The organism is Bacillus sp. AM1(2019) (assembly GCF_009906915.1).
GTDB lineage: Bacteria > Bacillota > Bacilli > Bacillales > Bacillaceae > Bacillus > Bacillus velezensis.
Genome location: NZ_CP047644.1, coordinates 2139959 through 2154640 on the forward strand (window position 1 = coordinate 2139959; position 14682 = coordinate 2154640).

General features: G+C 44.8%; 17 protein-coding genes and 1 pseudogene. 7 read left to right on the forward strand and 11 right to left on the reverse strand.

Annotation, left to right across the window (positions count from 1 at the left end):
- Positions 1 to 2: 2 nt before the first annotated feature.
- Positions 3 to 926, reverse strand: a complete 924-nt coding sequence (locus tag GNE05_RS10220; protein ID WP_022553221.1) for a ring-cleaving dioxygenase — start codon at positions 924 to 926, stop codon at positions 3 to 5.
- Positions 927 to 1111: 185 nt separating this feature from the next.
- On the opposite strand from GNE05_RS10220, the gene GNE05_RS10225 reads away from it, so the two are divergent.
- Positions 1112 to 1312: a DUF3311 domain-containing protein gene (locus tag GNE05_RS10225; protein ID WP_003153716.1), complete on the forward strand. Its 201-nt coding sequence runs from the start codon at positions 1112 to 1114 to the stop codon at positions 1310 to 1312.
- The gene (locus GNE05_RS10230) at positions 1312 to 2802 is read left to right on the forward strand and encodes a sodium:solute symporter family protein (protein ID WP_012117763.1); all 1491 of its coding nucleotides are present in this window, start codon (positions 1312 to 1314) and stop codon (positions 2800 to 2802) included. Before GNE05_RS10225 ends, GNE05_RS10230 begins: the two co-directional genes overlap by 1 nt.
- 33 nt (positions 2803 to 2835) lie before the next feature.
- Here GNE05_RS10230 and GNE05_RS10235 read toward each other — a convergent pair.
- Together GNE05_RS10235 and bglA are read right to left on the reverse strand one after the other, a co-directional pair.
- Positions 2836 to 4309: pseudogene (locus GNE05_RS10235) on the reverse strand (glycoside hydrolase family 30 protein).
- Between the two features lie 147 nt (positions 4310 to 4456).
- Entirely contained in the window at positions 4457 to 5899 is a 1443-nt protein-coding gene (gene bglA / locus GNE05_RS10240; protein ID WP_160182727.1) for a 6-phospho-beta-glucosidase BglA, read from the reverse strand.
- A gap of 249 nt (positions 5900 to 6148) precedes the next feature.
- On the opposite strand from bglA, the gene GNE05_RS10245 reads away from it, so the two are divergent.
- On the forward strand, positions 6149 to 6874 hold the full coding sequence (locus tag GNE05_RS10245) for a GntR family transcriptional regulator (RefSeq protein ID WP_160182728.1): 726 nt from the start codon (positions 6149 to 6151) through the stop codon (positions 6872 to 6874).
- A gap of 60 nt (positions 6875 to 6934) precedes the next feature.
- Here GNE05_RS10245 and ctpA read toward each other — a convergent pair whose 3' ends face one another.
- The gene (ctpA, locus tag GNE05_RS10250; protein ID WP_014418134.1) at positions 6935 to 8338 is read right to left on the reverse strand and encodes a carboxy-terminal processing protease CtpA; all 1404 of its coding nucleotides are present in this window, start codon (positions 8336 to 8338) and stop codon (positions 6935 to 6937) included.
- 146 nt (positions 8339 to 8484) lie between these two features.
- Here ctpA and GNE05_RS10255 point away from each other — a divergent pair, with 146 nt between their 5' ends.
- Both GNE05_RS10255 and GNE05_RS10260 read left to right on the forward strand, forming a co-directional pair.
- Positions 8485 to 9186 (forward strand): class I SAM-dependent methyltransferase, encoded by a 702-nt coding sequence (locus tag GNE05_RS10255; protein WP_007407947.1) that lies wholly within the window; start codon positions 8485 to 8487, stop codon positions 9184 to 9186.
- A 92-nt stretch (positions 9187 to 9278) separates the two neighbouring features.
- On the forward strand, positions 9279 to 9530 hold the full coding sequence (locus GNE05_RS10260) for a hypothetical protein (protein ID WP_007612011.1): 252 nt from the start codon (positions 9279 to 9281) through the stop codon (positions 9528 to 9530).
- A 43-nt stretch (positions 9531 to 9573) separates the two neighbouring features.
- Here the strand turns inward: GNE05_RS10260 and GNE05_RS10265 are convergent, their stop codons facing one another.
- Together GNE05_RS10265 and deoD are read right to left on the reverse strand one after the other, a co-directional pair.
- Positions 9574 to 10392, reverse strand: a complete 819-nt coding sequence (locus tag GNE05_RS10265) for a M15 family metallopeptidase (protein ID WP_003153703.1) — start codon at positions 10390 to 10392, stop codon at positions 9574 to 9576.
- Between the two features lie 83 nt (positions 10393 to 10475).
- Positions 10476 to 11174, reverse strand: a complete 699-nt coding sequence (gene deoD / locus GNE05_RS10270; RefSeq protein WP_003153702.1) for a purine-nucleoside phosphorylase — start codon at positions 11172 to 11174, stop codon at positions 10476 to 10478.
- A gap of 136 nt (positions 11175 to 11310) precedes the next feature.
- Between deoD and GNE05_RS10275 the strand changes: the two genes are divergently transcribed.
- Positions 11311 to 11436, forward strand: coding sequence for a hypothetical protein (locus tag GNE05_RS10275; RefSeq protein WP_003153701.1), 126 nt, complete (start codon positions 11311 to 11313; stop codon positions 11434 to 11436).
- 53 nt (positions 11437 to 11489) lie between these two features.
- Here GNE05_RS10275 and GNE05_RS10280 read toward each other — a convergent pair whose 3' ends face one another.
- The 3 genes from GNE05_RS10280 to GNE05_RS10290 all read right to left on the reverse strand — a co-directional run bounded on the left by GNE05_RS10280 (position 11490) and on the right by GNE05_RS10290 (position 12728).
- Complete coding sequence (locus tag GNE05_RS10280; RefSeq protein ID WP_003153700.1) at positions 11490 to 11810, reverse strand: YodL domain-containing protein; 321 nt, start codon at positions 11808 to 11810, stop codon at positions 11490 to 11492.
- 59 nt (positions 11811 to 11869) lie between these two features.
- Positions 11870 to 12481: a phosphatase PAP2 family protein gene (locus GNE05_RS10285; RefSeq protein WP_110124202.1), complete on the reverse strand. Its 612-nt coding sequence runs from the start codon at positions 12479 to 12481 to the stop codon at positions 11870 to 11872.
- A gap of 73 nt (positions 12482 to 12554) precedes the next feature.
- On the reverse strand, positions 12555 to 12728 hold the full coding sequence (locus GNE05_RS10290; RefSeq protein WP_003153696.1) for a YozD family protein: 174 nt from the start codon (positions 12726 to 12728) through the stop codon (positions 12555 to 12557).
- A gap of 117 nt (positions 12729 to 12845) precedes the next feature.
- On the opposite strand from GNE05_RS10290, the gene GNE05_RS20990 reads away from it, so the two are divergent.
- Complete coding sequence (locus GNE05_RS20990) at positions 12846 to 12992, forward strand: hypothetical protein (protein ID WP_201741777.1); 147 nt, start codon at positions 12846 to 12848, stop codon at positions 12990 to 12992.
- Here GNE05_RS20990 and GNE05_RS10295 read toward each other — a convergent pair.
- A complete protein-coding gene (locus GNE05_RS10295) occupies positions 12985 to 13665 on the reverse strand; it encodes a hypothetical protein (protein WP_014418138.1) in 681 nt (226 codons plus the stop codon). The genes GNE05_RS20990 and GNE05_RS10295 overlap by 8 nt on opposite strands.
- A 746-nt stretch (positions 13666 to 14411) precedes the next feature.
- Positions 14412 to 14636, reverse strand: coding sequence for a YozE family protein (locus GNE05_RS10300; RefSeq protein WP_003153684.1), 225 nt, complete (start codon positions 14634 to 14636; stop codon positions 14412 to 14414).
- Between the last annotated feature and the right edge of the window lie 46 nt (positions 14637 to 14682).

Here is a 14682-nt window from a genome sequence, read left to right on the forward strand (position 1 = left end):
CATCATTCTCCTTTCTCCATTTTGGGCAGAACAGCTGTAATCTGGCTGCGATGCTCTTCCAGCCATTCCGGAAGCTTCAGCTCTGTTCCGAGATTTTCAAAGGATTCATCCGTCATAAAGCCCGGTTCATCGGTTGCCATTTCAAATAAAATGCCGCCGCTTTCTCTGAAATAGATTGAAGTAAAGTAAGACCTGTCAAGAATGTCAGATGAAGCAAGATGAGAAGCAGCAAGAATGTCCTTCCACTCCGCCTGCTCTTTTTCGGTAGTGCGGAAAGCGACATGATGGACTGTCCCGTAACCGCCGATACCTGCTTCTTTCGGCGCGAGATCAACATCTATAATATGTCCGATCCGGGCCTCCGATTGCAGCCTGACAATCTGATTTTCTTCTCCTGTCTTTGAATAACCGAAGCGTTCTATGAGAAATTGAATGGTTGCTTCAGGACGGTACGAGTACAAAAGAACACCTCTCATGCCTGTGATCGCTTCTTTTTCAGTAATGCCCGAAGGCGTCCATTCACTCTGTCCGCTTCTTTCATCTTCCATTATGGCAAGCGGCAGGTCTTCTGTATCATTAAAGAGAAGCACTTGTTCAGACAGTATGATCTGCTCTTTTACAGACAAGCCGTTTTCTTCAAGCCGGCGCTTCCAAAACGCGAGTGCTCCTTTCGGCACGGAGAAATAAATTCTTCCGGCCTGCCCTTTTCCCACGGTTCCTGGGCGGCTTCCCTGAAAAGGAAAAAATGTAATGATCGTGCCCGGCTCTCCGTTTTGGTTGCCGAAATAAAAGTGGTAAGTGGCCGGGTCGTCAAAATTAACGGTTTTTTTAACGAGCCGCAAACCCAGCACTTCAGTATAAAACCGAAGATTTTCAGCAGGATCTTTTGCAAATGCGGTAACATGGTGCAATCCTTGTGTATTCAATGTATTCACTCCTAAATATCTTGATTTCGAGATATTAACTATTCTAATTTAATATGAATGAAGATGCAACTAAAGTGTTTCAGTTAAAAAAGTAATAGAATTCTTTTTTTTCTGAAAAATATCTTGTGATCTTTTCTGACACCTGCTATGATAAGGAGCATTATCAAGTTTCAGGAGGAAAGTAAATGGTCAGAAAAGCACTAATTTTCGTTCTCATCTTAATCCCTTTCAGCCAGCTGGCCCTGCTGTCAGTCGCTAATCGGGTTCATCCGATCATTATCGGGCTGCCTTTTTTTCATTTCTGGCTGCTTTTATGGATCGCAGTCACTCCATTATGTTCGTTTCTTATTTATAGGCTGCAGAAGAAACAAGGAGGACTGGACTGATGCCCGCAAATATAACAGCATTGATCATTACAGCCGTCATCGTTTTAACCGTTGTCTGCATCGGCTTTATAGCCGGGAGAGACAAATCATCACGCACTTCTGTTGAGGAATGGTCTGTCGGCGGCAGACGGTTCGGGGGGCTCCTCGTCTGGTTTTTAGTCGGCGCGGATCTTTATACGGCTTATACGTTTTTAGGCTTAACAAGCACAGCCTACACAGGGGGAAGCGTTGCTTTTTTTGCAATCCCGTATTCTGTTTTGGCGTATTTTATCGCTTATTTCTTTCTGCCGAAGCTGTGGAAAGTGGCAAAAATACACAAATTAACGACGCTAGCCGATTATGCCCGTGAGCGTTTTGACAGTAAACTTTTGGCCAGTCTTGTCGCGATTGTCGGCGTTCTTATGCTCATTCCTTATATTTGTCTCCAGCTGAGCGGAATTCAAGATACGCTTCAGGTGGCCGGAACGGGTGTCATTAATGTCAATATGGTCGTCATCATCTCTTTTATTCTTGTAGCGCTGTATACTTTTTTCAGCGGAATTAAAGGGCCGACGTTTACGGCGATTATTAAAGACATTCTCGTGTGGGTGATTATGCTGTTTATGGTCGTCTCACTCCCGCTGATCCATTTTCACGGCTGGACGCCGATGATTCACACTTTGGCTGAAAAAGCGCCGCAAATGCTGACGATCCCGGACTCAGGACCGAAAGGAATTCCTTGGTTTATCACAGCTTCCATCGTATCTGCGCTGGCGCTCTTTATGTGGGCGCATGCGGCAACCGGCGTATTTACGGCAAAAAGCGCAGATGCCGTCCGCAAAAACAGCATGTTTCTGCCGCTTTATAATATTGTTTTGATTCTTGTTATTTTTCTCGGCTTTATCGCGTTTCTTGTCCTGCCGGAAGATACCAATCCGCGGCTCGCTTTATTGAAGCTGATTCAAACGTCTTACGGCGGAGTCGCGCAGGGCTTTGCTTACTCCACGATTGCCCTTGCGTCATTGATTCCCTGCTCTATCATGGCCATCGGAGCATCAAACTTATTTGCGAATAACTTATATCGGGATTTGATTCACCCGAATGTGTCACCAAGCAAGCTGACAATGATCACCCGTTCAATGGTATTTGTCGTCATCGGGCTCGCGCTTTTATTCGGCATGCTGTTCCCGACTGCGCTCGTTACCCTTCAGCTTCTCGGTGTTTCCGGCATGGTTCAGATCTTTCCGGCTATCGCCGTCAGTCTGTTTTGGAAGAATCAAACGAAAGAAGCGACAATTATCGGTCTTCTCGTCGGTCTTATCGTGACATTCACGGTAAATATCACCCAATCCGCCCACGGTATATATGAAGGCTTTTGGGGTTTGACCGCTAACATGGCAGCCGTTATTATCCTTAACCCGTTTTTTGTAAAAAAAGCGGCTTCAAACGCCGTCAAAGACGGTTTATTCAATAAAGCGCCTTCTGATCAACTGAACCAAAAAGGCGCTTAACAGAAAGAAGCCGGCACGTAAATGTGCCGGTTTTTACTTTTTTCTCTTCCATTTGTAGGTAGCCACGGTTTTAGCCGGGATGACGGCTTCAAACTGCCGATTTTCTGAAACGACATGGAATTTTTGGTCGGCGGATGTCTGGTTGATTACGACTGTCACAATGGATTGATCAGGATTAAGGAACGATACATTCGAGACTGTGTTTTTGGAGCCGTAATTACTTTCTATCCGCTTTGCTCCCCGGTCGATAAATTTTTAAGTTGCCTGTCATATGAAAGATCGGGATATTCCAATAGCGGTCAGGGTTTTTAGCATCCTGAATAAACAGCGTCGGGTCTGGGGTGCCTATCCAATGATGCGTCTTGATTTGACTGTCGAGCATCGTCACCCACGCATTGTAGCTCGACGCGCCGTTGCGGAAATACTGCGCGATCCGGTCCGCCCCTGCCGTCCCCCAGACAGACCGCTCCGTTAAGTGAATAGATTGATCAGGATATCTCTTTCCGATCTCCGACATGACGGAAAGGTCACCGTCATAATCGTGAAAAGCGATGCCGTCTGCCGCCCGGTTTCCTTTTTTATCATCTAAAATCGGCGGAATATAGTTCCACGCCCCGCTCGCATTGTGATCATAAATCCAAATTTTCGTGTCAATTACGTGTTTTTTCATTTCTTTTTTTAAGGCCAGTGCCAGTTTGCGCTGCTGAGACGGCGGCATATACATGCTCGGATAGTCGATTTCCAGCAAAGGTTCATTTTGAAGGGTCATGGCATAAATCGGAATTCCTTGCTTTTCGTACGCCTCAATAAATTTGCGGAAGTAAACGGCCAGTTCGCCGATATATTTATCTTTCAGCTTTCCCCGCTTAAGGTTTTCATTCGTTTTCATCCAAGCCGGCGGGCTCCACGGTGAAGCAATGATTTTCAGTTCCGGATTTATCGCCAGCGCTTCCTTGATGGTTGCTGTAATGTGTAAATCAATATCCTTTTGGATCGAGAAATGACGGAGCTTAGGATCTGTTTGGCCTTCAGGCATATCATCATACGTATAAAATTCCTGTGCCGTAAAATCAGATGTCCCGATTGTTATGCGCATAACGTCCATGCCGATACCATCTTTGGGATCAACCAGTTTTTTCAGCACTTCTTTTCTTTTTGCGGGTGTCATTTTTGATAAATTATGGATTGTGGATTCTTCCAGGGACGATCCTACGCCTAACACACTTTGATAGCGGCGCGACGGATCAATATACACGGCGGCGGTGTCAGAAGCCTTCTTTTTTGTCAATGTAAGCGGTGTTTGTTCGTCTAAGGCGTATTTCACTTCCTGCGGCCCGTCATACCACGTACGGGAAGCCGGATCTTTTTCAGAACTGAACCACACCCTTACTTTGTTTTTGTCTGAAGCCTTCCGATCAGCCGCATACACTTCGGTCATGCTGCTTGATATGAAAAAGAAAAACATAAGAAAAACCAGCGTCATGTGCAGACCTTTTTTAAAAAACATGAGCCACCATCCCTTTCCTTATTTTTATAAGCGATCCTAAATGAAAAGCCGGACAGTCACCTCCTTCCCGCTTGAATGAATGCGCTTTCAAAATTACTGATAAAAAGCCGGCTTCACACAACGGTGAAGCCTTCCCTTTTTACACCTTTAGGATACATATGAGCCGTTTGTTTCAATCACTTTTTTATACCATTCAAATGAGTCTTTCTTAAGCCGCCTCATTGAACCGTTGCCTTCATTATCCCGATCAACATAAATCATGCCGTAGCGTTTTTTCATTTCTCCGGTTGTAAATGACACGATATCAATAATTCCCCATGGTGTATAGCCCATTACATCCACACCATCATATGTGATTGCTTTTTTCAAAGCTTTTATATGTGACGATAAATATTCAATTCTTGAAGTGTCATGAATTGAACCGTCCTCTTCTAATGTGTCAATGGCGCCAAATCCGTTTTCCACGATAAATAATGGAATCTGGTAGCGGTCGTATAAGCGGTTTAATGTGTACCGTAAACCGGTCGGGTCAATCGCCCAGCCCCAATCACTCGCTGTAATATAAGGATTTTCCACGCCGTTTGGCAATCCTCCGTTTACGACATCTCCGGTATTATCGTTTGATACATCACTTTTTACGGTTGTAGACATGTAATAGCTGAATCCGAGGTAGTCCACCCGGCCGTTTTTCAAAATCTCTTCATCACCGTCTTCAAAGTGTATCTGATAGCCTTCTCTTTCAAATTCTTTTAACGCATAGCTTGGATAATATCCGCGAACCTGCACGTCCGGGAAGAAAAAACGCTGTCTCATCGTTTCTTCAGCCAGCATCACATCATCGGGGTGAGATGAGTACGGGTAAATCGGAACATGTGATACCATCGCGCCGATCCTGAACTCGGGATTGATTTCTCTTCCCTTCGAAACAGCCAATGCGCTTGCCAGCAGTTCGTGATGGCCGGCCTGATACATGACTTCTTTTGCGTTTTCGTTTTCTTTGACGGCGACGCCCGAGTTCGTCCATAAAAAGATCGGATTATTCACATCCATCTTATTATTGATTTCGTTAAACGTCATCCAATACTTCACCTTATGTTTATAGCGTTCAAAACACACTTCAGCGAATTTCACAAAAAATCCGACTGTTTTTCTGTTTCTGAAACCGCCGTATTCCCTCGCCAAATGCAGCGGCATCTCAAAATGTGACAGCGTGATTACCGGTTCAATCCCATGTTTCAGCAATTCATCAAACACCCGGTCGTAAAAAGCCAATCCTTCCTCATTGGGCTCCGCTTCATCACCTTTAGGAAAAATTCTGCTCCAGCCGATGGACGTTCTTAAACATTTCAGACCCAGCTCGCTGAATAATGCGATGTCCTCTTTATAACGATGATAAAAATCGATCGCTTCATGATTCGGATAAAATTCCCGCTCTTCAATTGTATCTGTTATTTTCCGGGGCACACCATGCGCGCCTGCCGTCATGACGTCCACTACACTCGGCCCCTTGCCGCCTTTATTCCATCCCCCTTCAAATTGGTGGGCGGCGAGAGCGCCTCCCCATAAAAAATCTTTTGGAAATGTCCCCATCGTTTATATCCTCCTTTATTTGACTGCCGCTTGCATGCCGAATAAATGCACTGCAGCCGCTTCAAGCATCCGCTTCGATAGTGTAGAAGAATTCCTGCCTTTATTTTCATATTATACGTTTACATTATAATTGTACCGGTATAATTTATCAATACATAAACAATTATAGTTAATTTACGAAATGGCTTTTAAAAACGATTATGCTATAATTCTGAAAGAAGCGGGACAATAAATGAATGAGGAATGTATATGTTAAAATACCAGCAAATCGCGATAGATATTGAAAAATACATAGAAGAACATCAGCTGCAGCAAGGGGATAAACTGCCTGTGCTGCAAACCTTAATGACCCGGTTTAACGTGAGCAAAAGCACGATCACCAAGTCCTTGGATTTATTAGAAAAAAAGGGGATTGTGTTTCAAGTGAGGGGAAGCGGCATTTTTGTCAGACGGAATAAAAGAAAAGGGTATATCAGTCTGCTTTCTAATCAGGGATTTAAAGAATCACTTGAAGATTTTAATGTCACTTCCAAATTATTAGCGCTGGAAGTGAGAAAACCCACGCCTGAGGCTGCCCAAAATCTGAATATGCCGCCTGACGGCGACGTGTATTATGTTAAGCGAATCAGATATATTGACGGGCTGACATTGTGTATCGAAGAGTCATTTTACAACAAATCGATTATTACGTATTTGAATAAAGAGATCGTGGCAGAATCAATATTTGATTATATTAGTGAAGGTCTCGGGTTAAAGCGCGGTTTTTCAGATTTATATCTGTACGCGGGGATGTTAAATGAGGAAGAAGCGGAGTACTTAGGTCTGTTTACAGGAGCGCCTAAGCTTTGCGTTGAAACGATTTTTCATTTAACCAACGGCCAGCCGTTTGACTACTCAAAAGTCACCTATCACTATGAGCAATCACAGTTTTTCATTCAGGCGAACAGCCACCTTTTTGAACAGGAAACGACATAAGACGGGCTTTTCGCAAACAAAAAACACCCAATGCGCGAGCGACGCATCGGGTGTTTTTTACTATTTCATATTCTTATTTAATGTTTCAACGGCTTTTTTCATTTGTGTATCGTTGTCCGCAAGCTGTTTTTGCAGATCCGTCATCAATTTTGCCGTTGTGTCTCCCGTTACAATGCCTGTTTGTTTCAGTTTCTCTTTTGCTTGGAATTGTTTAACGGCTTGTTCAAATGCTTTATCATACGTGCCGTTTACTTTCACGCTGTACCCCAGCGCTTTCATCATTTTTTGCGCATTGGTGACGGTGGTTCCGGAATCCCCGTATTTGTATGTTTTTTTCGCATCTAAATACGGCAGGTTCGCATATTCAGGAAGCTTAACCTGATATTGCGGTTTGATGCCTTTTTTATGAATCCACTCTCCGTCCGCTGTCAGCCATTTAGCGATTGTCAGTTTAACGGTAGAACCGTCGCTGTAATCTTTTGCCGTCTGTACGGTTCCTTTTCCGAACGTTTTCTCGCCGATCAGCGGAATGCCCGATGATTCATGCAGCGCAGCCGACATGATTTCCGCGGCGCTCGCGGTGCCGTCATTGACGAGGACGACTGTCGGTTTTGTCACTTTTCGCTCTTTCGTCGCTTTCATGACCTCTTTCGTGCCGTCTTTGTATTCGACCTGCATGATATTTTTCCCTTTATCGATAAACATGTTGCTCATTTTGATGGCTTCATCCATCAGTCCGCCCGGGTTGCCCCTTAAATCGAGAATGTATCCTTTCGCTCCTTGTTTTTCGAGGCTGTCAATGGCTGAATTCAGCTCTTTTGCCGTCGATTCGGAGAAGGATGTGATTTGGATTTCGCCGATGTCTCCTTTTTTCATTTCAGAGTACACCGTTTCAACCGGGATGGTGTCACGTTTGATCGACAGGTTCAGATCGCCGACACCCGCTCTGTGCAGCACGAGCTTGACGTTTGTTCCCTTTTTGCCGCGGATTAATGCGACGGCTTCGTTTACATTAAGGCCTTTAACGCTTTTGCCGTTGACCTTCAAGATCTGGTCATTCGGTTTAACCCCCGCTTTTTCCGCAGGTGACCCTTTAATCGGCGATACGATCAGGATGCTGCCGTCCTTTTCTTCCACTTGTGCGCCGATGCCTTCAAACGAAGCGGAAATTGTTTCTTCAAAAGACTTTCCTTCCTGCGGGTCCATATAAGAAGAATATGGATCATTCAGGGAACTGATCATGCCTTTTATCGCTCCGTCTACTAATTTGCTGTCATCTGTTTTTTGATAGTAATCACTTTTAATCTGCTCGTAGGCTTTATTGAATTTCTCAAATTTGCTGTTCGTCAAAGCAGCCGAGCCTTGTCCGAAAATGGTCGTATTGCCCGTGATAAACAGCGTAAGCGCCGAGGCTGCGACCGCGGTGATCAATATAATAAAAAACAGTTTAAATTGCCGCTTCAAGAAAACACCACCTTTTTATTCTTACATTATTATCATAGACGAACGCTCATTCGTCAACTTCAAACGTGAGGCGCCCTTCTTTCCCGTTTACCCAAACCTATGCTTTTCTCTCAACATATGCTGAGGAAAAAAGGAGGATTCGGCCTTTGAGCAAATATTTAGAAATGCTGTCCTTATTCGGAGTCGGAGGGGCTCACCCCGGCGGACTCGCTTTTTCCAAAGCCGTTCTCACAAAAGCGGCTCCTCCTCCTGGCGAACCGATTCTTGACGCCGGCTGCGGAACGGGACAGACGGCCGCTTATCTCGGCCACCTGCTGTATCCCGTCACCTGTGTTGATAAGGATCCCCTTATGCTTGAAAAAGCAGCAAAACGATTTGCCGCTGAAGGCTTAACCATTCCGGGCTATTTGGCGGAGCTTGAGCGGCTTCCATTTGCTGAAAATCAATTTTCCGCCGTTCTTTCCGAATCAGTTCTCACCTTTTCAAATCTTGATTCATCGCTGTCTGAAATCCTGCGGGTCCTTAAACCCGGGGGTATGCTGATCGGCATTGAAGCTGCTTTACAAAAGCCCATGCCGGAAAACGCCATCACGCAGATAAAAGACTTCTACGGTTTTACCGTATTGCAGGATGAAACGGCATGGAAACAGAGATTGCTTCAGCAAGGCTTTCAGAAAGCGGATTTCATTCCCGCTGTCTATGAAAACAATGCGCAGGAGCCGACTACAGAAATGGATTTATCGCCCGTTATTCAGCCGGTTCACTACGATACGCTGACGGCTCATTACGAGCTTATGCAGACGTACCGTGAATATATGGGACACTGCGCTTTTGTCGCTTACAAGTAAAACGGCGATTGTCCTCCTGTTTTCGTCCAACCTTTTTACCGCACTCTATCATAAGCTGACATAGAAAGATAGGTTGGATAGGAGGAGAAAAGATGCAAAACTATTATCATCTTTGCCGGCAGCACCAGGGAAAAGTAGCAAGAATTACAGAACGAAACGGCAGAGTCCACGTCGGAAGAATCGTACGGGTGACTAATAGCAAAGTGTATATCGCCCCTGTCGGCGGCCGTCACAGAGGATACGGGTTCGGCTATTGGGGAGGCTGGGGAGGCTGGGGAGCAGCCTACGGTATCGGCCTTGGTTTAATTACCGGATTTGCGCTTGGAGGTTTACTCTTCTGGTAATAAAGAAAGCCCGCTTTCTATTTTTCAAGCGGGCTTCATCTCATTACACTTTCTTTACTTCATTAAAATATTCTTCAAGCGTTAATTGATGGTCATGGATGGCTTTTGCCGCTTTTTTGCCTACATAGCGTAAATGCCATGGTTCATACTCATACTTTGTGACATTTTCTTTGCCTTTAGGATAGCGGATGATAAAGCCGTATTCATACGCATGGTCTTTCACCCATTTGCCGTCCGCCGTGTTTCCGAACGCTTCATTCAGCTCATATCCGTTGCTTTTGCTGGAAATGTCCATGGCAAGCCCCGTCTGGTGTTCGCTTTGCCCCGGATATGCGACGGCTTCTTTGGCCTTTTTTTCACCTTTCAGACTGACTTCATTATCGAAAATAACTTTCTGTCTGTCATAAGAGCGGTATCCTGAAACGGCAACCAGGTCATAACCTTCTTTTTTCCCGGCGCTGAATAGTTCCGCCAAAGCATCGGCGGCAGGTTTGCGGATATATCGTTTCTCGATTTTCTCAGTAAAAGAAAATTCGACTTTCGGGATCACGAGATCATTCGGTTTATAATCTCCCGGCAGCGTGTATGTCTTATTCACGAGCGCAAGTGTATTTGTCGGATTTTGAATGGTCTCAAGCCCGTTCACTTCTTTAATATCATTAAAATATTTACTCTCCAATACAAAATCGCTGTTTTCTGTCTTCGTTGTTTTTTTGCTTGATGTGTCATCGGATTGTTTTGTTTCAGCTGCTGTTTTTGTGTCCTTGTGGCTGTCGCCGCCTGAAATGCTGCAGCCGGTTCCCACGATTGCGGTTACGCTGAGAGCGGCAGCGAGCGAGAACCATTTAGTGGATTTCTTCATTTTACCCTTACCTTTCTTTTTTTGAATCAGGGCGATGCATAAAGAAGAGGGCTGCTTTAATCAGCATAACCCTCATCTCAAGTTTACGATACAGTATGCAGCGCCAGTTTAATCATATCATGAAAAGTCGTTTGACGCTCTTCTGCCGTTGTTTCTTCTCCCGTTAATACGTGATCGCTTACAGTCAGGATAGACAGCGCTTTTTTGCCGTATTTAGCGGCAAGCGTATATAAAGCAGTCGTTTCCATCTCTACACCGAGGACGCCGTATCTGGCAAGCTTTTCGATTTGGGAGTCTTCATTGTAAAACTGATCGGCGGTGAATACGCTTCCGACCGCTACGGGAAGATTGTTTTTTTGCGCTTCCTGGTATGCTTTATGGAGCAGTTCGAAGTCTGCGCAAGGAGCATAATCTACACTGCCGAAGGCGACACGGTTCATCTGTGAATCCGTTGAAGACGTCATAGCCAAAATCACATCACGCACCTTCACGTCATTACGGATGGCTCCGCATGAGCCGACTCTGATTAAGTTTTGAACATCATAGCTTTGAATCAGTTCATTCACATAAATAGAGATAGACGGAACACCCATGCCGGTGCCTTGGACTGATACTTTTTTGCCGTTATATGTACCCGTAAATCCGTACATTCCTCTGACTTCATTATAGCATTCCACATTTTCAAGATAAGTTTCCGCAATAAATTTCGCTCGGAGCGGATCTCCCGGCAAAAGCACTGTATCCGCAATTTGGCCTTTTTCTGCGTTTATATGTACACTCATTTCCTTTTCCTCCTGCCTATTCAAACTCCCACCCATTGTACACTGAATAACGGTAAGAGACAATCATCAGCATGATCAGGGCGATCTTGGGCAGAATATGCGGGATGACAAGCCTAAAGAAAAAGGAGTGAACATAATGGGCAAAAAACAGCGCAACCGGGTGACCGGCCAGAAAAAGAACAATCATGTGCCCGTTTCAGACGTCATTGCAGCTGATGAAGCGCATGGAAAAGAGCATTCCGCCGCTAAACGGAAGCCTTAACACTGTCTTTCCCAGACAATACGGAAGCCGGCTGAAGATTCAGCCGGCCCGTCTTACCTCGGCTGGACGAGCAGCCGGTTAATTTTGCTCCATCCCGCAGGGTTAAGCCTGTAATAGGTCTTTCCTTTTCTTCCTTCGTCTATGAGTATGACATCTCCGGTCGCTATGAATCTGGCTTGATAGTCGTTTGGGACCGTATCAGGCACATTAAAAACAGAAAATGCCCTTTCCAGTGCGTCTTGATGATTGTCAGCGGCCAGCTCTGTCCGATAGACGACCCTGTATCCCTTTTTCTCGCCGTAGCGGGGTGTTTGAAAAATCGTCACATCATAGGCGCAAGTCTTTTTTTTAAACACGGGCAGCGATAACAGCATCAAGATCCCTCCCTCTTATTTCTTAATAGTATTAGCGTTTTTTCTCATTTTTCCTGTCTCTATTTTTGTCGAAACGGATGATACTTTTCGTCAAAGAGCGCAAAAAGCGAAACGAGGCAAAGTCCGAGACTGAATCCGGCAAGGACATCCGTCGGAAAATGCGCGCCCAAATAAACTCTGCTGAGTCCGATCAGAATGACGAGAACTCCGGTAAAGACGGTGACGGCCCGCTTTCTTTTCGTGAAAAACGGAACATGCTTGATCAAAAAGTAAGCGATGACGGGATACATCACTGCCGAATTCATGGAGTGGCCGCTCGGAAAACTGTATGAGGTTTCATGGACGAGCGGTTCAAAAGCGGGTCTGGCTCTTTCAATCAATCCTTTTATTTTTATGTTTACAATCCGTTCAATGAGAAAGAGAAGCGGCAAAAAAACAACATCCGGCGTTTTTTTGTACATATACAGAGCCGCGCCTGTCAAAAGAAGAAGCGGCAAAAGCACCGCGGTCGTGCCGAGCTCCGTTATCCATAACATCAATTCATTCAGCCAGGCAGACCTGATCCTGACAGCCGCTTCTATCACGCGCTCATCAAAAGCCCGGACGGCTTCTATCCGGATCGCTGCTGCGAGCAGAATAAACAATGCGAAAAGACTTGCTGGCTTGTACAACGTTTTCCCCCCATGTTTCATTCTCCCGAGCCGATTGAAAAAACCGAAGCTTTTTCACTTCGGTTCCGCAGTTTCAGTCTTCATCAAGCTCTTCGTCTATCATACATTTTTCTAATAAATAATCAAAGGTGATGTCGGCTATTTCGAAGATTTCCTCTTCACTCGGTATGTACCCGCGCATAGCAAGCTGACTGTAAAAATAATCAGCTATTTCTTCTGTGTCAATCACAAGATCTATTTCTTTCATGCAAACACCGCCTCCTTTTTTATGTTTTATGAAAAAACCGTTCAAATTATACCCGAAAGTTCTAAACGTTTTGTCCGCTCATATACTTTTAAAAAACAAGCCCCGGAGGGAGAAAAGATGATGACGAAAATGATGGCTTTATTGGACGGAGATGGATTTGATATCGTATTGGAAAAAGTGCTGAAAGGAATGTCGTTTGTAATCTTTGCCGGCTGTCTGCCCTGGTTTTTATATGTCACCGTCCGTTTTTTGCCGGCTAGCTGAAATGCTCCCGCAGGCTTTCCAGCACAAAATTCATCATATCTTTATATTCTTCGTCACCGAACAAATGATAAAGAATCTTATAATCGTTATAAATATCAAGCAGCTCATCTACAATCGATACCGCCAGCACATGCAGGGTATCGGGATCATCAGCATCGCCTTCAAACTGAAGAAGAGCAGACGCGACGGTATCCTCGCCGATCTCATGAGATGCTTCCCCAACATAGTGGACAAACAGCAGCTGATGCACAAACTGATCCATTTCATATTTTCTCAGAACCAGCGTGAGATCCTCTTCCTCCGTTTCAAGCCACTCTCCGTCTTTCAGCCGAGTCAGCTCATAAATAATATCCTCCCAGCCATCCTCTAAATATCTCCATATTTCAGTTCTGTGGCCGATGACACGGAATAATTCCTTTCCGTAGTCCTTTACATATACGACGTCGCCGATCAGAAATTCATATTCAATATCCAATTTCTCCATATCGACGATCACGCCCTCATAATCTTTATAAAGCTGGATGGACGATTCAAAATAAAGCACTTCATTATGATTGACTTCGTAAAGATAATGTTTATCAATTTGATGAACCTTCGTAATGGTGCCGACGGTTCCGTACATCACGACGACCACGATGTCTCCCACTTGAAATTTCGGTTTATCTGGCTTCATGCTGTCTCCCCCTTGCCGCGGACTGTCATACGCTATCGTATGCCGGCCGCCATAATTTCGCATGGGCATGAAAACCACAGGAAATATCTATTTCTGCACCTGTTCAAAATGTCAAAAACCGCAACATGCTTGTGCGTTTTTTCACTTATCGTAAACAGAAGCGTCCGATGACATTCCGCTCTCGATCGAATGAGCAGTAACAATGCTGAGACAAAAAGCTTCTATTTTTTATGAGTTTTTGTTTTTTTCTCTATGACGCAAAGGAAAATACCCGGCCCGAAGGCATGTTGACACACCGCCGTGATGTTCAAGATTTGCCGTGAAACAAATCATCGAAGGTGTAGGGAGATCCAATTCCGGCTGCATATTTGCAATGGCTTGTGTATCATGAAGAACCAAACTCATTTCGGCTTTCAATGAAGGCACAACTTCAATCCGCTTCAACCTTGTCACATAAAATCCCTTTTCCGTCCAAACGTCAGTGGCTCATCAGTCTTACCTAATCACTTCATTTAAATGTTTGATTATTTCTCCGTGAAAAGAGGCTCCTTACACGGGACCCCACCGGCAGCAGGCCTGATCCGGTGAACTCTGCAGCTATACATTCTACTGCCTTAAGATACGTGCCGTCAGGAAGATTTGTTTACGTGCTGATCAAAACGGACGGCGTTGCGGGATTTGATCATACGGCACCTCATAAGCGAGTGATTTCAACAGAAAAAAACCGCACAATGTGCGGTTTTTCGTCAGGCGTGATGCACCTCGGTCTCATATTTTTCCCAAGCTTCATCAAATGTCGCCATCGTTTCTAAATAGTCGGCGCTCAGTTCTAAATAAGAACTGAGCTCGTGATAATCGCTTGACGTTTTCGGAAAGCCGTGATCTTCGTATGCCTGATTCGCAAACCGGCTGATTGCGTCCTGCGGTTTGGGATGCCTGTATTTCATCAAATAGTGATAAAAGGATTTCATGGGTTTCCCCTCCTGATGACTGTCTTTTGTTGTACTATTATACAAT